This is a genomic window from Yeosuana marina, assembly GCF_011762485.1.
Lineage (GTDB): Bacteria > Bacteroidota > Bacteroidia > Flavobacteriales > Flavobacteriaceae > Yeosuana > Yeosuana marina.
On sequence record NZ_JAAKGI010000002.1, the window covers coordinates 314,305 to 333,480 of the forward strand.

Here is a 19,176-nt window from a genome sequence, read left to right on the forward strand (position 1 = left end):
TTATGGATGATCCATTCAAAAATATTAAGTTAAGAAGCGAGGATATCAACGATATACTTAGCCAAGTTCCATCAAAATTGATCCGTTGGGGGAGTTTTATATTTTTGGCGCTAATCATACTACTTTTATGTTTGTCATGGGTAATTAAATATCCCGATGTCATTACAACAAAAGCTTATGTTACTACAGTAAAGCCGCCTCAGAAAGTTTATGCCAAAGTAACTGCTAGGATAGATGCTATTTTAGTTTCAAATAACCAGAAAGTAAGTAAAAATGATGTGCTTGCGATATTTGAAAATACTTCAAACAACCAAGATGTATTGTTTTTGAAATCTATTATAGATACCATCACGTTTAGTCAAAATCAGGTTGTATTTCCATTTGATAAATTACCAATTCTTTTGCTTGGCGACCTTGAAACACCTTATTCAAATTTCGAAAACAGTTATTATAAATATATATTGAATAGGGATTTCAAACCCCACTCAAATAAAATAAAAGCTAATAAGTTTTCATTGATTGAAGGACGTAATCGCATCAATAATCTCGTAGAACAACAAAAACTTAAAAACAAAGAACTGGATTTTATAAAAACAGATTTAGATAGGCATGAACAGTTATTGAAAAAAGGAGTTATCTCACAACAAACTTTTGAAAAGAAACAAATAGATTACTATGCTTCATTACGGGACTATCAAAATACAAATCAAATAATTTCTCAACTGAGACAATTGTTAAGTGATTCAAAAACGGCTACTAAAGATATCCAGTTTGATATGCTTAGGGATGAAACTCATTTGATAAAACAAGTGCTTCATACGTTCAATCAACTTAAAAAAGCCATTTTAGATTGGGAGTTAAAATATGTTTTAAAATCAAATATACAAGGAAGGGTTTCGTTTTTAGAATTTTGGGATACGAACCAAACAGTTGTTAAAGATGATTTGGTGTTTACCATATCCCCAGCTAATAGCACGCATTATGTAGCCAAACTGAAAACACCAAAGTCCAATGCAGGAAAAATCAAAAAAGGGCAGCTGGTGAACTTGAAGCTCGATGATTTTCCAGACTATGAATTTGGCGTTATTCGAGGTCATGTAGATCATATATCAAACATATCAGATGATAAAGGCACTTATATTGTAGATGTTATTATTCCGAAGGAATTAAAAACATCTTATAATAAGCATATCGAATTCAAACAAGAGATGCAGGGAAGTGCCGATATTATTACTGAAGATTTGCGGCTTTTGGAACGTTTCTTTTATCAGTTTCGGGTTATTTTCTCTAGATAATCAATTAAGAATTTTAGTAAAAACTTATCATGGTATAATTTCTAATAGCCATTTACATCTATGTTTATCGATATTTATAAATAACACCTTCACTTGATATTTATAAATCCCATTTTTCTGCGAATTTTATCAAAAGAGATTAAATCGTTACAAAGTAATACAAATAATATTTTAAATGGACTTTCCCTCACATCTTTTAATATTTAATGCGGAACTGGAGCATATTCAAAATTCAGACCTGGATATCGTTCCAAAAACTATGGACGCCGTAGAGCTTTGTCTCAAAGTCCTTTTAGAATTTAAAGGAGAAATATAGAAAGTGAATTTTGATTCCTTGGAAGATGAAATCAAATTTTTTAAGAGTATTAAATCCATTCCATTATTCAACCTCATTTATTTTTTGGAAGTCAATATCTTTGAAATGGACTTCCCAAGGATTTCTAAATAGAGGCATGAAAAACTATTCATCAATATCATGTTCAAAATAACTACAATCAATCAACCTTAAAAATAATTATTTTAAGCTGTTTTAGTCTAATTTAGGTTTATTTAGTTTAAATTTATGTTCGAAAGCTTTAAAAACTGTAATTAGGTGTCTAAAAAGGTGTCCTAATCCGTAATTAAATATTTAAAATGTTGACATTCAGCTAGTTGAAGTCCTTAATACCAATTCTGTCATCCCGACAAAATAGTATATCAATCCATATCAAAAACCTGTTAATCGTATGATTTACAGGTTTTTGCATTTTTAACGGTTTCAAAAGAAAACAAAAAATTATGTTAAAAAAGTCAACAAATCGGATAACAAAAATAATTTTGGAATTGTGTTGACCGAATTGTTAAAATCCATCGGTTGATTGGAATAATAAATGTATCTTTAAAGTGATTTGACTTTCGTCTGGTAATAAAGAGTATTAACTAAAAGACGAAATCATGAAGACAACAAACACTTTAGGTATTCTACTCTGGGCAGACTTGGCCAGGGCAAAAGACAACCAAGCCTCTATTTATGCGAGAATCACGGTAAACGGCAAGCGAGCAACGCTGAGTTTAAAGCGTAAAGTTCGCGTATCGGATTGGGATGCCCATAGGGGTAGGGCACGCGGAACAAACCAAAACGCGAGAACACTTAACAACTATCTAGAAGAGGTGAACAGCGACCTTTTCCAATGCTATCAAGACTTGAAGATAGAGCGTAAGCTAATAACATCAAATGCCATCAAGGCAAGATACCTAGGGGAGGATGAGGAGAATCATTCCATAAAAGATATCATCAACTACCATTATGAGGACATGGAGGGTAAACTTAAGTGGGGAACTCAAAAAAACTACTACACTACCGAAAAGTATATTTCAAAGTTTCTGTTGAAGCGTTATAAAACCACCGATATGTATTTGAGAGAACTCGATTATAATTTTATACTCAAGTTTGAAAAATACCTAAGAGGGTATGTTCCAAAGGATCATCAAAGGAAAATGGGTAATAATACGGTGATGAAACATATAGAACGCTTTCGAAAACTTATTAATCTAGCGCTCAAATTGGGATGGATTGAAAAAGACCCATTTATAAACTTTAAGGCTCATATTATAAAAACAGAAAGAGGGTTTTTGAGTTCAGATGAGTTAAATGCGATAGAGGAGAAACAGTTTACGATAGAGCGTTTGCAACTTGTAAAGGATCTTTTTGTGTTCAGTTGCTATACTAGTTTAAGCTATATCGATGTGATAAACTTAACAGAAGACAATATCAATATTGGGATTGACGGCGAATTGTGGATTCACTATAGAAGAGAAAAAACGACCAAGCTCATTAGAATCCCTTTATTGCCGAAAGCTTTACAAATTATGGAAAAGTATAAAAACAACCATAAATCGAAAGCCCGGGGAAGTTTATTTCCTAAAATATCGAATCAGAAGATGAACTCCTATTTAAAGGAAATTGCCGATGTATGTGGCATCAAAAAAAATCTTACCTTTCATATAGCTAGACATACCTTTGCGACGACGGTTACACTTAGTAATGGTATTCCCATAGAAACGGTTTCAAAGCTGTTGGGTCACTCTAAGATATCCACGACCCAAATCTATGCGAAGGTTATAGAAAGAAAGGTCAGTGACGATATGAATAAGCTAAGAACACAATTCTTAAATCCAAAAAGGGTACCAGATAGCATGTGTTAAAATTTATGATTTATAAAGAATGATCCTTAATATTCTGCGATCTAGAATAAAAGTTTATGATGAACACCATTATTTCTGTTAGTCTTAATTTATAGTTTAACTTATGACTTAGTTAAGCAAAAGTCCAAAAAAATAAAGTACGTGCTCGGCGGAATTGGCAGATACACCAGACTTAGGATCTGGTGCCGCGAGGTTTGGGAGTTCGAGTCTCCCCGCCCGCACATATTTAAATCGTTAATTAGCTAAAATACAGTTTTTTAACGATTTTTTATTTACCATAACCCCCTTTATGCCCCCTTTTTTCGTATATAAATCATGTGAAAGTATATAAGAATAGTTGTCATATCATGAATTACTTTTCATAAAATTAAGTATTGTTAGCTTTGTTATAATACAAGTCATATTGTATGATTTAGTCATTTTAAGCATAATATGTATGCTTTTTTGGAAATGTAGAATAGGGTATGTAAACTCTAGAAGTTCTTAGTTTAAATTAATTCTTGAAAAAAATGAATATTAAATTGTTGTTATTCTTGGGGGTGGGTCTAAAATATTCGATTTCGTAATAGGGTGGCTGACTCTGAAATCGACAGGGAATCCTTAAAGTATAATTTTCATGTTAAAATTTAATAATTTGTCATAGTAATGGATGGCATGTTGTTTATTAGACTAGTTATTAAGTTCTTAGGTGGATTGAAAACCACAAACTATAAGGTTTCCTTAATAAGATTTAAAAAAAGCGTCTAGATGTTTGGTTTTATTTGTTTTTAATTTACTGCTTCTATTTTTTTAATCCACAGCTTATTGATTTCTAACTGTAGGCTACCATTCTATTATCTATATAACTAAAGAATATTTGAAGTCTTAGACTTTGTAGATGTATGCGAAATTAAGATATAATTTAAAGTATATATTTTAGTAAATTGTAACAATATTCCAAAAATAGCTTTTGTAAATGTTCAATTTAAACGCAATTCTGGGTGCAGCGTCAAAATTTGATTCCAATCAAAGTTTGATAAAAAGATTTATTATAAATCAAAAAAAATATCTGCTGCAATATTTATTGATGGGCTTAATTATAATTGCCTGTTACATATTGGCGATTATAAAAAGTGAGTATTATTATATTTATTTTAAGGAATTTCAATTAATACCCAATGTTGCAAATAATGCAAATAAAAGTTATCTAACAAATCAATTTATATTTGAAGACGAAAACTTTTCAGATATTAAATCCACTAATCTAATTGAAAAAGTTCTTTATCAAAACAACTTATTTATAGAATGCTATTCAAAGACATTTTCATTCAGTGGCAGACATCCTGAAAATAGAAATTCTTATTATAAAATCAGTATTAACAAAAATGCATATCAACTTATAAATGTTCCAATTTATTTAAAAGAGATATCCAAAGATTCAGTAAATGTTGAAATTAAATTTGACAAAGATCGGATTGCTTTAAATAATTATAGTGAACAGAAGTTAAGGTATATTAGAGCTGTTAATGATACAAGTTTCAATATAAAGTTAGGTGAAAAATTTACTAATAATTATATGGACTTAGTCATTAATCGCTCCTCAGGCGATTCTGTATCAAACTTCTTTTTCGAAATGAAGAGTTTAAAAGATTTATCAATGAATTTGAATCGAAACATAGAATTAAGTTCTGAAAAAGGGTATATAAAACTTTCCGTTTTGGGATTTCACCGCGATAATTTAGTGGAGTTTTCAAATAAACTAGTATTAGATTATGTAGAACATAAAAAAAGTAAGATAAAAAAGGAATTAATAGATGAAAAAGGAAGACTGTTTAGGTTTAATATATTGTTGAATGATAGTTTGACTCATTATAAGTCAAATAGTAATTACATACAAAACATTAACAAACCATTATTAAAGGGTATAGAAGAATTAATTTCTAAAAACAAAATCACTCAATTTCAACTGGAAGAGATGTCTAAGGGTGATTTTTTTTACTTAGAAAAGATAAGTGATAGAATTTCTGAGAGAAGAAATGATTTTGATTACGAATATTTGTTCTTGATATTGTTTTTGTTTAGCGTATTAATTATAAATGTAACCGCTTACTTGTTAAGAATGTTTGACCTTAAAAGTTTAGCAGAAATAAGAGAAATTATAGGAAATAGAAAGCATTTTTTAATTTCAAGCCTAAAAAGACGTGAGCATCCAATTAAAAGTAGAGATACAGGCTCACGATTTTCTGCGGAGTTAGATTCAATATCTTCATATTTAATTTATAATAAGGATAAGCCACAATATATATTAATTGATTCCAGTCAATCGGGGGATGGAAAATCGTTTGTGACTCTAAACCTTGCTCTAAGCCTTGCAAGAATTGGTAAAAGAGTCATAGTTATAGGTGGAAATCGTAAAACAGTGTATAATAAAGAAATACCTCAACCAAAGTTAGGTGATATTCTGAATATTGGATTAGGGGAATATCTTGTTGATAAAAATATTTCATTGAGGGAAGCAATTAATACTTATGAAGTTAACGGTATTCAGGTAGACATGATGCACTGGAGTAAAATTCCTCCAAGCCATATTTTAATAAAACTTATACATTCAAAGCGATTTAAAAAAATGCTTGCTAAAATAAAGAAGCAGTACGACTTTTTGCTGTTTGACTCTTCTTTATTTAATGTCGATTTTGAATTGGAATTTCTTCGCAAAAGTTCTGACTTAATATTGTATATAATTAGATTAGATTATACGAGATTTGGTTATCTAAAATTAAAATTGAATGACCCCGATTTGAAAGATAAACCGATATTATTTGTAATTAATGATGTAAAAAAGAAAGAGTCCAAACTAAGGGAAGATGTTTAAATTATTTGATGGGTTAGGCATGCATTTAAAATAATACACTCGATAATAAATGACCAATTATATTCACATAAGAGATAAATATTATTCAATATTATTGATTTATATATATGAGGTAATGTTAGGTGTAGACACAAGAATCTCTAGTACTCAGAGATCCCTATTGCTTTAATGACATGAGTATAAAGTCAGTATGCAGGACAGAACGATACAACCATAAAACATTCGTTCATTTGGACTTCTTTATCACATTTATGATTTGTGACCCTTGCTAGGCGTTTCCTTGTATCTACCTCGAACTTCCATGCTTTTCTTGAAGTCCCTTTTCGTTTCAATATCTCTTGACGAAAACAGTGTTCCAACATATAAAATCAAGAGAATTTATAAAACCTTTTAATATAGTTTTTAGATAACTATAAAACTCATTACAAAGATAGTTTGTATAACAATCGATTTTGACTATTTGTTATGAAGTTATAGGCAATTATGTTAAATTTTGGATGCCAAATAAAGAGTGTAAAATTAAGCTGTGTGTAATTAATCTGGGTATTGGTAATGAGGATTCTTTAAGTCCACTAAATAGTTTAATTTTTTCCAGAATTCCTTATCTGATAAGCTAGGATTTTCTATTCTTAGTGCCTTCCATTGATACATATTTCTGTAATCATTAATCGGGTAGTAATTATAATCGCTGAAAATTGAATTAATATTAAATAAGTGTAGGGCAATGAATTCTGCTCCTTTAGAAAAGTTGCTCTTTTGTTTGTCGTTTTGAAAACAATAATTCACAAAAGTTTTGATTACAGATTCTTTAAAATGTAGGCAAATAAATAATAATTTATCTTTTTCGTTATTGTTTTTGAAAACAAGTCTAACCTCTTTATAAAACTTGCTTTTGGGGTAGATACCCCCAAATTCTCCTTCCAACATTTTTTTCTCAATATTATCTAGAAACATCTTTTTAGAAATATTAAGCCCTGCAATAATATTAGCCTCGATATAGCTTTTAGATATTCTTGTTTCTTTTTCATTATTAGAATTGAGTTTAACTATTTTGAAATCCTTTTTATAGTTTTCGAAATCATTAATTAATCTTAATTCAAAAGAGCTCAAATAATCGTTGATGCCCTTTTTAAGTTTCTTTACATAATGTTTTAGAAGAATCTTTCTGGTGTATATAACAGCAAATATTAGAGCGATTAAAGCTATATAAATAAATGCGTCAACCATATTTAAAGGGATTTCTTATTAGATTGTTGTAAATGAGATTAGGGTTTTATTAAAATTAAAGTAGGCATATATGTTTACATTCAGAGTAAATATATAAAGTATTATTGACATGTATGTCAATTGATGCTGAGAAACTAAAATCTTATAAAATACTCTTTGGTCTAAACTTAAAAAAAATTAGAGAGTCAAAAGGGTTGTCTCAATTTGAGCTAGCTTCAGCAATTAATGATTTAACATCAAATTCTGAATTTGAAAAGACAACAATTTCAAGGATAGAAAATGGTAGAACGAATATTACACTAACTACTGCAATAAAATTATCGTTAGCACTTAGTATTGAGCTTAAGGAACTTTTTAGTGTTAAAATAAGCGATTAAAATCTAAATAAAACTCTCTAGTAATCTTTACTTAATTTGTATTAGACCTTTTTTTACATTTTCAAAGTAGAGTGGTTTTATAAAATTAACTACCTATATCAAAAACTCTTCTTTTTAGTAATTTGTTTTGTTTGGTAATTCTATCAAATACTTTGTTTTTGAATTTTTCAGGATATTTTTGTAAACCTGTAGTTAAAATAATTTGCGATTCATTCATTGATGATTTGTTGTTTCCTATTTCATCAATTAAAGATATTGCATTGATTAAGTCAGCATCATCAATACCAATATTTTCTGGTGTATCAATTAATAAAAAACTAGGAAATTTAATGTCTAATGTCAGAGATAAATGTAAAAGAGTATAAAAATACATAAGCCTTTTACTGACATTTGAACTTGCTTCTTTATATGAACCTGAATTTATTATTGGCATATAATCATCAGGGGAAATTCTAGCAGAGGTACAGTCAAAAAGAGCCTTTTCCATTAGTGAATAATATTTCTTGTTAAAAGAAATAATAATATCATCCATATTTTTACTTGCTTCTAATTTAAGCAATTCCATATCTCTTTTTCTTGCCTCAACTCTTTGGTCAATCGATGTTTTGTCTTTTTCAAGTTGTTCTCTTTTTTGTTCAATTTTTATTTGTTGCCTTAAATTTGAAATTGATTTTTCAATACTGAAAACTTTATCATTCACTTCTTTTAATTCTAAATTTTTAACTATCCGCCTTCCTTTAACTAAATAATTTATTTGTGATTTTAGGTCATTTAATTTATAATCTAATTGAGCTATTAAGTCATTTTTTTTTAATATTTCATTTTTATAGGAGTCTAACGCGTTATCAATAGTTTCTATGTTTTTTTGTTTGGATTTCAAAATATTAAAATACTCTTCTTTAGTGTAAAAAAACTTTTGATATTGTTCATCAGTAACTGTATTTCCACAGATACATTTATTTTCTTCTCTGACAGATTTTTGTAAACAGTAAGGACATGTGTCTGGAGAAAACAAATTTAATTTTTCATTGGCTATGATTATTTTTGTCATGTGAGTAACCTCTAAAATTAAATCCGATTTTAATCGTTTTACTTTCCTATAGTCTAATAAAATTGAAGCTTTTGCTTTTTTTAAATCAATTAATTTTTCTTCATAATTAGAGTATTCTCTCCTTTTTGAACTTATTATTTCTGTATTCGATTTAGTGGAGTTTTCATTGCTATTTATTGATTCTCTATAATCTTCTAACCTTCTTAATTGTGAGGATAACTCATTTAGGTCTTTATTAAGATTATATGAATTTTTGCCTTCAAACTCTAATGACTCACTAATATTTAGGCTTTCAAAATTTTGAATTAATGCTTTGATTGTTGCCTTTTCCTCTAAAACCTTTCTGTAATCCGCAATAGCTTGATAGTAGTCACCAAAAGAATTGCCAGTCAAAATTTCAAAAATGGCTTTTTTTATAATAGATGAATCTGAAACATAATTTTCGTTATCAGGTCTTTTGTAAATTCTATCAGGAGAAGTAGTTTGGTCATAATAGAATAATCTAGCTAAATCATAGAAATTTATTTTATAATACTCAGAGCCTTGATAAATATCAACAACTTTAATATTTAGTTTATTTAAAATCCAATCAGAAAACGTGAAATCTTTTTTAGGGCTTCTATTTATTGGTAGGGTTTTGACTTCATTTTGGCTTATAATATGAATGTCATAACTATAAAAATATCTGGTAACCGTGTAACTAATATCACTAATTAAAAAAGTTAATTCCACATAATTCGAATTATCCTTGATAATTTGCTGATGGTCATCATTTTTATCTTCTTTGAACCATTTAACATTTCCTCCAAAACCGAAATATATTAAACTGGAAAATGTAGTTTTTCCAGAACCGTTTTCTCCTTCAAGAATATTAATTCCAGAGGACAATATTGGTGATTCATAAATATAATCGTTGCCGATATATTTAACTTGTTTAATTAATAAGTTGCTCATTTAGAACTCCATGTTTAAAATACAGTTGGTCTAGCATATTTTTAATATCAATTATTGATATTCTTTGGATGATGCTCTTTAATCTCTTTGCATTGTTCCTTTCAATATCGAACAACTTTCCCCTTAAAAAATCACTAGAAACATTTTTTTTATTTAAAGATATATTTAGCTTTTCTAGTTTTTTATCTGTTAATATTAGATAGTTTTCATTAGTCAAAGTGAAAACTAATTGATTTATGGTTTTAATTCTTAGTAAGGAATTAGTGAATGACTGGTTTAGTAATTCTCTGTCTATTTCATTGATTTGTTGGTTGTCATTTTCAAAACTATTTTCGATAACATCAATTAATTTGTCATCAGAAACAAAATCAATTAAAAATGAAAGTTTCCTGTGGTCTTTAAGCGAGCTTTTTCCATCTACGCAACCTAAAACATATAAAATAATGAATATATTATAAGTTAGGAAATTATAATCTTCTCCTTTTATAAACATTATTCTTTTTTTTATTGAAATATCTTTTTCCATCAATCAAATGCTAAATAACAACTATCAATAAACTCAATAAATAGCTCGAATATTATTCCTTTCCTTTCAATACCATAATCATATTGTTTTTGTAAATCCCGAAATTCTCTGACACAGCCTTTATTAATGGAGGAAATAATACTATTAATTTCGTCTTCTGTAAAAATCGAATCATTTTTTTTAATGATTAAATTATCAAGCTCCTTGTCACAAAAATCAAAAACTCTATACTTTAGAGATAAGTATTGAGTTGAATTTTTAAGTGAAGTTTCAGCAACTTTTGCCATAGCTACTGTTCTTTCTAGTTGACTTAGTTTTTTTTGGTTAAAGGTTGGGCAAACAGCTAATATTTTGTTTTTTAAATTTCTAATATCTGTAGGTTTTTCAATATTTTCCCATAATTTATGTACCTCATCGAAGGGTAGATTGTTTTTTTGATATAAAGCATTTGAAAATCTCAATTCGATATCTGCAAGCCCAACTAGTTGAAAGATTTTATGTTTTTTTAGAGTTTTAGATTCGACTAAATCTAAAAGATTTGATTTGATTAGTTCTTGCTGTTCTTTGTTGTCATATTTGCTATAAAATTTGCAATTCTTTATTAAATCAATAACAATTTCTTCTAATTCATCAACTGATGCAAAGCCAAAAATCCAATTTATTTGGTTTAGAAACCCAATCCATGATTCATTTGAAATAGTTGGCATTGTATTAATAGTTCTTCCCGAATCTGGATTTGAGGAATAATTTTCCTTATAATAATCAAAGAGAATATCTTGAGTCACTTTAGCTACTGCTTTAATTCTAATAGAATTTTTACTACTTAATTCTTCAATTATTTTTTCTTTTGGAAGAGTTATATTTAACTTTTTTATTCTATTAGTAGTGTTTTCTTTAGTTACGTTGTTGGTACTTAAAAAACAAAAACTAATAGAATCAGAAAGTTCGTTTTCAACCCAAATATCTAAAAAGCTACATAAAGAGTTTAAAATTTCTTCACTATTAATCGAGAATTTCGAGTCAGGGTCGTAATTTTTATTTTGCTCAAAGATTTCAGATTTTTCTTTTAAAACATAAACATCTTCAAGAATTTCTATTGCAACAGCAATATCTTCATTTGGGTTTTCTTGGATATGTTTTAGAATGTATTCAACAGCCCTTAGCTTTTGTAATCTCAGGGCTTCAATCAATCCTTTTGCTTCTCTATTTATCATTTAGTAAAAAAAGGTGTGTATCTTAAGGAGGATTTTTTTTACTTTTAACAAAGCTAACTAAATTATTTATAAAATAATGTCTAAACTTCACCTAAAAGGATTTTCAGAAAGTATAGAATTTTATTATTATGAAATGTTAATGAATGAGTTGTTGTCAGATTTTAATTCAAGTAGGGGTTTTGAGTTGAAACTTCCAAAAGTAGAAGACACATTAGATGACACCGTTTTAAATATAATTGAACAGTTTAGAAAGTATTTTATTAGACGGGTTAAAATTATCACTATCGAAAAAACTGTTAAATATAAAAGTAGTATTATTGAGTATAAAAGCGAACAGCGTTCCGTGTTGAAGGCTATACATGAAATAGATGGTGCTAGTTCACAAATTGACACATGGAAGGATAAGATAAATGAAGGTAGTTATATTGAACATAAAACTGTTGATAAGATTAAGAACTTGTTTTATCTTTTAAAATATGAATTATATTTTGATTATCTCAGGCTTAATAAAGCTGTTTTAACTGATTTGCTGGGGTTTTTAAGAAACAATTATAGAACAGCTTGGTGTTATGAATTCTGTGTCTAATGATATTAATATTGCTGTTGTCAAGAGTAATTCGTTAAACTATGAGGGAAAAGTTAAGAGTAATTTATTGACTGTTTCAGAAGCTTGTAATTTGTTGAATAAAGGTAGAACGACAATACATAATTGGACAAAAAAAGGATTTATAACAAAGCATAATATTGGCGGATCCACCTATTACTGTATAGGGCGGACATAGTGAGCCACCTACAGCGGATAAAAGTAAGCATAGCACCAATTATTGCAAATCCTTTTATATCTTAGGCTAAAACGAGTTTTGAAGTGGATCAAAAAATTCCGTTTTCAGTGGTTCACTTTGGCCGTTTTTTGCAATATAGATAGAGATTCTATTTAGGAGTATATATTTATTCTTTCGTGTTGTTTTTTATAAATTTTAATCTAGGTAATACAACTTTATACTCTTTTTCCTCTTGAGCATCATACCAATAGACCAAATATTCTACGTTTCCATCATCAAGCTGATAGTTGTCGTTAATAAAGGTTTTATACTTGGTGTCCGTAAAATTCCTTGAAAAAATAAGTATGTTTCCCCCTTCCATTTTTGATAATCCAAGGGCTGTGTTATTTGGGAATTGTACAACGTCTTTTTTAAGAGAGTCGCCCGATTTTAGAGTATTTATTCGACGTATAGTTTGGCTATATTTTTGAGAACTTAAATAGATATCTTTATGCCCTAGTATCAATTCAAAATGATCTGGTTTCGAGGTTTTGCCAACAAAATTTGTGATTTCTAGTTTATCAGTTTTAAATCCGTCAAAAAAAGTTGAATTACAATGTATTTGTAAACTTTTCTTTGCCCTTGTGCTGCCAACATATAAGACACGTTTTGATTCTATATCATTAAAGTCATAATCCTCTAAAAGTAAATATACATGGTCAAATTCCTTTCCTTTTGCTTTGTGCATAGTAGCAATTATTATCGCATCTGAATCTGCGTTAATAGCGTCTTCCATTTTTATTTCATGAATGTACTCGTACCAATCAAAAAGTTGTTTTTGTTTTTCATAATTAAATTCAAACTTCTGGATTACGTCCAAACATAAATCATAATGAATACTAGATTGGTGTTTTGTTTTAAAAGATGTTTTAGCAATATCCCATTCATTATTAAAAATTAGACCAGCATTATTCGTTTTTTGTTTTAGAAATTCTGTAAATGATCTTAGTTCAAATAATTGGTCAAGTCTAAACCCTTCTAAGCCTGTAATTAATTTTGTTTTCTGCCCAGCTTCTTTAAGAAATGTACTTAACATTAAAGCTTGCTTATTTGTTCTAACTAATACAGCTCTAGTTCCAACTTGCCCATCTAATACAACATGGTCAGCTAGAGATTTTTCCAAGTAAGAGCTGTTATATTTTATTAATTTTATTTTATTTAAAACCCTTTTATTAACAGGTTCTAAAATTTCATTTTTAAGTCGATTCGGTATGGTTTCAAGTAACTCATTATTAAATTCTACTATATGAGAATAGCTTCGGTAGTTTTTTATTAATGAATAGGAGGTGGCATTGTATTTTGATTTAAAGTCTAGCATATTCTTGTTTGAAGCACCTCTAAATCCATATATGTTTTGATCGTCATCACCTACAGCGATTACCCTTATATTTGTCGCAATTTTAATGATAGTTTGTATAAGTTTCCATTCGATTTGATTTACATCTTGAAATTCATCTAGGAGTAATACACTTTTGTTGGCAATGGATGAAATATCTATATCTTCATTTTCTATTGCTGTTATGCAATCTTGAATCACGTTTTCAGATTTTTTTAAATCGCCAAGCTGTCCTAAAAGTTGGAAGCAAAAACCATGAAAAGTTGTTATTTTTATTAGGCCGGAGTATTCGGGAACAAGATTTCTTGTTCTTGCTCTAAATTCGAGAGAAGCCGCTTTTGAAAACGTGAGCATTAAGAACTGTTCGGGCTTAATATCTTCAAGCAACAAAAGGCTGGCTATTTTGTGAACCAAAACCTTAGTTTTGCCACTTCCAGGGCCAGCTAGTACAAGTATGTTGTCGGATTTACCATCGTTTACAATACGCGCTTGATCTATGTCTAAATCTCCTGTAATTTCATTAAGACGTTTGGGAGTCAGCGGAGTACTAATTTCCTTTTTTCGTCTTGGAAAGTGCTTCGCTAGAAACTCGTCGTAAGGTTGGCTAAAATAGTCATTAACAAAGGATAGGGCAGATTCATAATTTTGAATCCTTCTTTTTGCATACTCACCAACAATATGGATCTGTTCCGTTTTGTGATGGTAATGGTCATCCATTTTTTTGAAGTTTTCAATAGTAAATCGTGGGATAGAGTTATCTATGTTTTCAATATTCAACTTATTGTAGGAAACCATAAAACCTCCTTCTAGTTTTATAGATTTTATCTGATTTAGGAAGAGTAGTGTTTTTTCGTAGCGTTTTATATCCTCTTCTTTAATTTGACCTAAAAATTGATTAGAATTTTTTAATTCTAACATTGAAAAAGCAACAGGTAGATCCTTTTTTTCTGAGGAAGTTTGCTTTTCTTTTTGCTCTAATTGAAGCTTTTCCAATAGCTCATAGGTGTCGATTGCTAATTCGTGCCTCCAAGTAATGTCTTCGTTTAAAGTGTCACCTTGTTTAATTTTAATTTGGTATAAGTCATTTTCTCTATCAACTCGTTTTTTTTCTATAAAATTTCTAATTTCCCAATAATTAAGAATATTCTTTATAGCATCGATTGATGTGTTTTCAATGCCCTTATCAATGAGATTTTGATTTAGCTGCCTCATTGATATTTTAATGTTTTTTGTTAAAAATTGTTGCAACGCGACTTCTATTTTTCGATATCGTTGAATTATGTTTTTTGAGCTATTGGCTGATTGAGTTAGGTTAATAAAAGCTGTTAAGTCCTTGCCGTCGCCTAGTATTTTTAGATTTCGTAAAATATCAATAACATCCCTAACTTCGTTAAGTTTTAAACCCGTTCTGTCTGCTAAATAATCAATTCGACATTCGTCATCTTTCACGATGCGTTGTAAAACACGAGAACAATTTTGAATTTGCGTTTCGGTAATGTTTTTCTGTCTGTAAATTATTTTAAGTGCGTTATCAATATTAGGAACCATCAAACTATTTGCAAATATACTTGGCGAATTTTGTTTACGTTTTAAAAATCCCTGATCTTCCAAGGCAGCAATAGCTGTCTTTACTTTTGTTTCTAATTCTTGAATTTCAGTATCCCAACCAGCTTTCTGAGCAATTTCTAGCGCTGAATTACTAATTTTTTTATTTTTTCTATATTTAGATAAGAACTTGAGTCCTTGCCAAATTTGCTGAATCTCTTTCTGGTTTATTTTGGTTTGCTGCAACAAACTAAAATGTTTATTCAAATCTTCTTCATTAAATAGAATATAACATTTGGCTTGTATGTTTGTATCTCTACCAGCTCTACCAGCTTCTTGAACATAATTTTCTAAAGAATCGGATATGTTGTAATGTATTACTGATTTAACGTCGTCTTTATCTACTCCCATTCCGAATGCAGAAGTTGCTACAATAATATCTTTTTCATTATTCATAAAAGCTTCCATGCAGTCTTTCTTGACATCTTTATCTAACTTACCATGAAAATATGTTGAACTAAATCCAGCTTTTTCTAATGACTGATTTATTTCTTCAACTTTTTTCGTCCTTGATGCGTAAATAATAGCAGGCTTTTCACAATATTCCAAAAGGTGAAGGAGCTCATTTATTTTGGTAGTGGGATCTTCAATTTCAATGACTTCGTATTTTAAATTTGTTCGGGAAGATCTGGTAATATATTCATCTAATTCTACATTGAGTTTAGTTTTAAAATATTCCTTTATATCTTTTATTACTTGCGGCTTAGCCGTCGCTGTAAAACAAGACACTGGTATTTTACCAGACATTCTTTCTTCTTCAAGACTTTTAATGAAATCTGCTATGTATAAATAATCTACTCTAAAATCTTGCCCCCAAGATGAGAAGCAATGTGCTTCATCTATAACAAATCTGGCAATTGATCTTTGCTTTAATATTCTTAATATTGTAGGTAATCGCAAAGATTCAGGAGATAAATAAAGTAATTGAACATCTCCATTTTCTACTCTTTCAATGGCATCTTGTCTTTCCAATGGTGATAGCAATCCATTTATTGCAGTCGCTTTGGTAATATCAAATCGTTTTTCAAGGTTTTCAACCTGGTCTTTCATCAATGATACAAGAGGAGAAATAATAACGGTAAGCTGACGAGACAGCGACCCCTTCATTAGAGCAGGAAGTTGAAAGGTGAGTGATTTTCCTCCACCTGTTGGAAAAACGGCAACAAATGAATTTGTGCTTAAACCTGCTCGAACTGTTTTTTCTTGTAAACTTATTTCTTCATTTTTATCAAAACTTCTAAAGTCATCGTACCTAAAATAAGTTTGTAGCGCTTTTTTCGGATTAAGGTTAGAATTACAATAGTTACAACTCGGTTTACCGCAATTTTTAAATCTTAAATCATCTAAGATTTGCTGGGTTTTAGGTAAAGTCTTATATAACCAATACGCTAAAACTGATTTATCTTCTTTAGTGTTTATTATAGCAAAGGCATAGGCTAATTCAATGGGGCTGTCTACTGCTATTTTATATATATTAGCACTATCACAAACTTTATCTTCAAAAAGAGTTCTAATTACAGAACTTGTATTTTTTGTTTCCTTTTGAAAACTTATTAATTCTAAAAATCCTGAATAATCTTTTGAATGAGATAGTAAACTAGCATAAATGTTTTGAATACTTGTATCTAATTCGTTAAATTTATTAAGTTCATCAATTAACAGTTGTTTAGTTAATTTACAATCAGATAACGGATTGTTATAATCACTATCATTAACTATTTTGTAACCTTTTACTAGCTTGTGGTAAGGGTTGTCGCTAAAAAGAATGGGTGACCAAAGTAGTGTGTCAACTATTTTTTTATTTTTAAAAATGTCCTTTCCTAATACTCTTTCTAGCATTGGAATATCATGTGCAACAATATTATGGCCACAAACATACTCAGTTTCATTTATCCAATTTTCAAGTCTTGTGAGTCGATTTTCGTGTAATTCTTGACCATTAAAAAGAGCTCCAACATCATTGATTTTGCCTTTTTTACTGGTTTCAATATCTAGGTAGAGAATTTTGTTAGTCATTCAGGAATATTTACATTTAAAATATTTTCGCATTACTGATTTTTCAGTTTTTAATAGAAAAACAAAAATAATGTTGAGGGAATATGTTTTAGTAAAACTAAAACAATAAAATAGATAAGAAAACTTATGACTAAATAGTGAGTTACAACTGTTCTTTATATTAAATTAAGATGTTTTCTGACTAATAACTTTGTTTTTGAATTAATTACGTTATTTATTGTTTTGAATGTTGTTTTTTCTTGATGTGTTTAAGTATAAAAGAAATTACAATTCAAATTGTTCATAAGATTGTATGAGTTTGCTTTTTGGCGTCTTGTTCTTTAAGTCTTTATTTTCAAGGCCATATTTAGCTTTTATTGATTTAGCAATATTACTATTTAGAACATTCAACTTATTTGTTTCAATTAGTTTAAGGTAATCATGTAATAAGCTTTTATCATTTTCAATGCATAGAAAAATCTCATCAGTTATTTGAGAATTAAATTTTTCAAAAACTTGATTCATAAATTGTTTAACGTCCATATTATATTGGTTTTAAAATTTAATTTAAAAAAATTATACTAAAAAAATGTTTTGGTATTACTAGCTTTATAAAAGTAAGTATTTTCATAATAATAAAACTTAAATTTATCAATTAAATCAGAAGATTAAATAACAAAAGACATGTTAAAAATACTAAGTTTTTAGGGAAGTCTACAATATATTAAGTATTTCCATAAATTGTTCTTATAGTTAAATTTTTTTAAGGAGTTTATATGTAATTATGTTGTACCGTTTTTACATTCAGCCCATTTGCACTTTATTCAATAAAAAGCTTCATTTCGGGAAAGCGCTTCACTCATGACATTTTGGACAATAGCCCAAACTTTAAAATTAAGTCAGCTTCTTAGCAATTCCATCATTCCATTGCGTCCCACTTCCTGCTATTTTAAATTTCACAGAGGCTTTTAATCCACTTCCGAGCCATTACTGTCCTACCTTTTTTTGACCGCAAAACAACAACATTCATTCTTGGACAACGGCATAAAGCCAGAGCTCGTGCCTCGCTCTTTTTTATACGTCTTACCAAGCCTGAATATTGGATCACACCAAGCATCAAAAAAAGATAACAGCGAAGGCTCTACGGGAAGTAAATCAAACCATCGAATTATGAAATCATATCAAAATATCCAAAAAGGAAGTGGCACTAAAAAAAAATCAAAAAAGAAAAACGCTTCTGGATACAATAAGTAAATCACTGAATATTAATCCATCTACTTTATGGTAGGTACTAAATCAATTTAATTATGGGAACATTAAAAAACCATGTACAATTAATCGGAAACGTTGGGCAAGACCCAACCATGACAACCTTGGAAAACGGAAAAGTATTAACACGATTTTCATTGGCTACCAATGAGCATTTTAAAAATTCCAAAGGGGAAAAGCAATCAGAAACGGACTGGCACCATATGGTGGCTTGGGGCAAGGTAGCCTCAATCATTGGAAAACATGTGGGAAAAGGGCATAGGATAGCCATTGAAGGCAAGCTCAAGACACGCTCTTATGAAACCGAACAAAGTGAGAAACGCACGATTACTGAAATCGTTGTCAATGAAGTGTTGTTATTGGACACTAGAAATAATACGGCAAAAATAGACCATTAAACAAAAATAAAGAGGGCACTAAAACCAGTTTTCAATTAGTGTGTGCCCTCTTTTCATTATTAACCTTTAAAAA

General features: G+C 29.4%; 14 protein-coding genes and 1 tRNA gene. 9 read left to right on the forward strand and 6 right to left on the reverse strand.

Annotated elements, in window-relative coordinates; translation table 11 throughout:
* Window positions 1–2: 2 nt before the first annotated feature.
* The 4 genes from G5V56_RS04370 to G5V56_RS04385 all read left to right on the forward strand — a co-directional run bounded on the left by G5V56_RS04370 (window position 3) and on the right by G5V56_RS04385 (window position 6,330).
* Entirely contained in the window at window positions 3–1,295 is a 1,293-nt protein-coding gene (locus tag G5V56_RS04370; RefSeq protein ID WP_166962011.1) for an HlyD family secretion protein, read from the forward strand.
* 975 nt (window positions 1,296–2,270) lie between these two features.
* The gene (locus G5V56_RS04375) at window positions 2,271–3,479 is read left to right on the forward strand and encodes a site-specific integrase (RefSeq protein WP_317166393.1); all 1,209 of its coding nucleotides are present in this window, start codon (window positions 2,271–2,273) and stop codon (window positions 3,477–3,479) included.
* 148 nt (window positions 3,480–3,627) lie between these two features.
* A tRNA-OTHER gene (locus G5V56_RS04380) sits at window positions 3,628–3,700 on the forward strand.
* 734 nt (window positions 3,701–4,434) lie between these two features.
* Entirely contained in the window at window positions 4,435–6,330 is a 1,896-nt protein-coding gene (locus tag G5V56_RS04385; RefSeq protein ID WP_166962017.1) for a tyrosine-protein kinase family protein, read from the forward strand.
* Window positions 6,331–6,864: 534 nt separating this feature from the next.
* Here the strand turns inward: G5V56_RS04385 and G5V56_RS04390 are convergent.
* Window positions 6,865–7,557, reverse strand: a complete 693-nt coding sequence (locus G5V56_RS04390) for a hypothetical protein (RefSeq protein ID WP_166962020.1) — start codon at window positions 7,555–7,557, stop codon at window positions 6,865–6,867.
* A 113-nt stretch (window positions 7,558–7,670) separates the two neighbouring features.
* On the opposite strand from G5V56_RS04390, the gene G5V56_RS04395 reads away from it, so the two are divergent.
* Window positions 7,671–7,934 (forward strand): helix-turn-helix domain-containing protein, encoded by a 264-nt coding sequence (locus G5V56_RS04395; protein WP_166962023.1) that lies wholly within the window; start codon window positions 7,671–7,673, stop codon window positions 7,932–7,934.
* Window positions 7,935–8,019: 85 nt separating this feature from the next.
* On the opposite strand, the gene G5V56_RS04400 is transcribed toward G5V56_RS04395, so the two are convergent.
* The 3 genes from G5V56_RS04400 to G5V56_RS04410 are packed head-to-tail and all read right to left on the reverse strand — an operon-like array spanning window position 8,020 to window position 11,679.
* Window positions 8,020–9,939: an SMC family protein gene (locus G5V56_RS04400; RefSeq protein ID WP_166962026.1), complete on the reverse strand. Its 1,920-nt coding sequence runs from the start codon at window positions 9,937–9,939 to the stop codon at window positions 8,020–8,022.
* Window positions 9,920–10,465: a hypothetical protein gene (locus G5V56_RS04405; RefSeq protein ID WP_166962030.1), complete on the reverse strand. Its 546-nt coding sequence runs from the start codon at window positions 10,463–10,465 to the stop codon at window positions 9,920–9,922. Before G5V56_RS04405 ends, G5V56_RS04400 begins: the two co-directional genes overlap by 20 nt.
* On the reverse strand, window positions 10,465–11,679 hold the full coding sequence (locus G5V56_RS04410; protein WP_166962033.1) for a hypothetical protein: 1,215 nt from the start codon (window positions 11,677–11,679) through the stop codon (window positions 10,465–10,467). Before G5V56_RS04410 ends, G5V56_RS04405 begins: the two co-directional genes overlap by 1 nt.
* Window positions 11,680–11,755: 76 nt before the next feature.
* On the opposite strand from G5V56_RS04410, the gene G5V56_RS04415 reads away from it, so the two are divergent.
* Window positions 11,756–12,265, forward strand: coding sequence for a hypothetical protein (locus tag G5V56_RS04415; protein WP_166962036.1), 510 nt, complete (start codon window positions 11,756–11,758; stop codon window positions 12,263–12,265).
* A complete protein-coding gene (locus G5V56_RS19185) occupies window positions 12,249–12,461 on the forward strand; it encodes a helix-turn-helix domain-containing protein (RefSeq protein WP_166962039.1) in 213 nt (70 codons plus the stop codon). Before G5V56_RS04415 ends, G5V56_RS19185 begins: the two co-directional genes overlap by 17 nt.
* A gap of 166 nt (window positions 12,462–12,627) precedes the next feature.
* On the opposite strand, the gene G5V56_RS04425 is transcribed toward G5V56_RS19185, so the two are convergent.
* Together G5V56_RS04425 and G5V56_RS04430 are read right to left on the reverse strand one after the other, a co-directional pair.
* Window positions 12,628–17,457, reverse strand: a complete 4,830-nt coding sequence (locus tag G5V56_RS04425) for a RecQ family ATP-dependent DNA helicase (RefSeq protein WP_166962043.1) — start codon at window positions 17,455–17,457, stop codon at window positions 12,628–12,630.
* A gap of 264 nt (window positions 17,458–17,721) precedes the next feature.
* Window positions 17,722–17,979, reverse strand: a complete 258-nt coding sequence (locus G5V56_RS04430) for a hypothetical protein (protein ID WP_166962046.1) — start codon at window positions 17,977–17,979, stop codon at window positions 17,722–17,724.
* A gap of 489 nt (window positions 17,980–18,468) precedes the next feature.
* Here G5V56_RS04430 and G5V56_RS04435 point away from each other — a divergent pair, with 489 nt between their 5' ends.
* On the forward strand, window positions 18,469–18,690 hold the full coding sequence (locus G5V56_RS04435) for a hypothetical protein (protein ID WP_166962049.1): 222 nt from the start codon (window positions 18,469–18,471) through the stop codon (window positions 18,688–18,690).
* Between the two features lie 53 nt (window positions 18,691–18,743).
* Window positions 18,744–19,103: a single-stranded DNA-binding protein gene (locus G5V56_RS04440; RefSeq protein ID WP_166962053.1), complete on the forward strand. Its 360-nt coding sequence runs from the start codon at window positions 18,744–18,746 to the stop codon at window positions 19,101–19,103.
* The last annotated feature ends 73 nt before the right edge of the window (window positions 19,104–19,176 follow it).

Excerpts from the sequence above, each read along its gene's own strand:
- G5V56_RS04385 (WP_166962017.1), top strand. The coding sequence starts at position 4,435 with ATGTTCAATTTAAACGCAATTCTGGGTGCAGCGTCAAAATTTGATTCC.
- G5V56_RS04440 (WP_166962053.1), top strand. The coding sequence starts at position 18,744 with ATGGGAACATTAAAAAACCATGTACAATTAATCGGAAACGTTGGGCAA.
- G5V56_RS04430 (WP_166962046.1), bottom strand. The coding sequence starts at position 17,979 with ATGGACGTTAAACAATTTATGAATCAAGTTTTTGAAAAATTTAATTCT.
- G5V56_RS04390 (WP_166962020.1), bottom strand. The coding sequence starts at position 7,557 with ATGGTTGACGCATTTATTTATATAGCTTTAATCGCTCTAATATTTGCT.
- G5V56_RS04370 (WP_166962011.1), top strand. The coding sequence starts at position 3 with ATGGATGATCCATTCAAAAATATTAAGTTAAGAAGCGAGGATATCAAC.
- G5V56_RS04410 (WP_166962033.1), bottom strand. The coding sequence starts at position 11,679 with ATGATAAATAGAGAAGCAAAAGGATTGATTGAAGCCCTGAGATTACAA.
- G5V56_RS04395 (WP_166962023.1), top strand. The coding sequence starts at position 7,671 with ATGTCAATTGATGCTGAGAAACTAAAATCTTATAAAATACTCTTTGGT.
- G5V56_RS19185 (WP_166962039.1), top strand. The coding sequence starts at position 12,249 with ATGAATTCTGTGTCTAATGATATTAATATTGCTGTTGTCAAGAGTAAT.
- G5V56_RS04425 (WP_166962043.1), bottom strand. The coding sequence starts at position 17,457 with ATGACTAACAAAATTCTCTACCTAGATATTGAAACCAGTAAAAAAGGC.
- G5V56_RS04400 (WP_166962026.1), bottom strand. The coding sequence starts at position 9,939 with ATGAGCAACTTATTAATTAAACAAGTTAAATATATCGGCAACGATTAT.
- G5V56_RS04415 (WP_166962036.1), top strand. The coding sequence starts at position 11,756 with ATGTCTAAACTTCACCTAAAAGGATTTTCAGAAAGTATAGAATTTTAT.
- G5V56_RS04405 (WP_166962030.1), bottom strand. The coding sequence starts at position 10,465 with ATGGAAAAAGATATTTCAATAAAAAAAAGAATAATGTTTATAAAAGGA.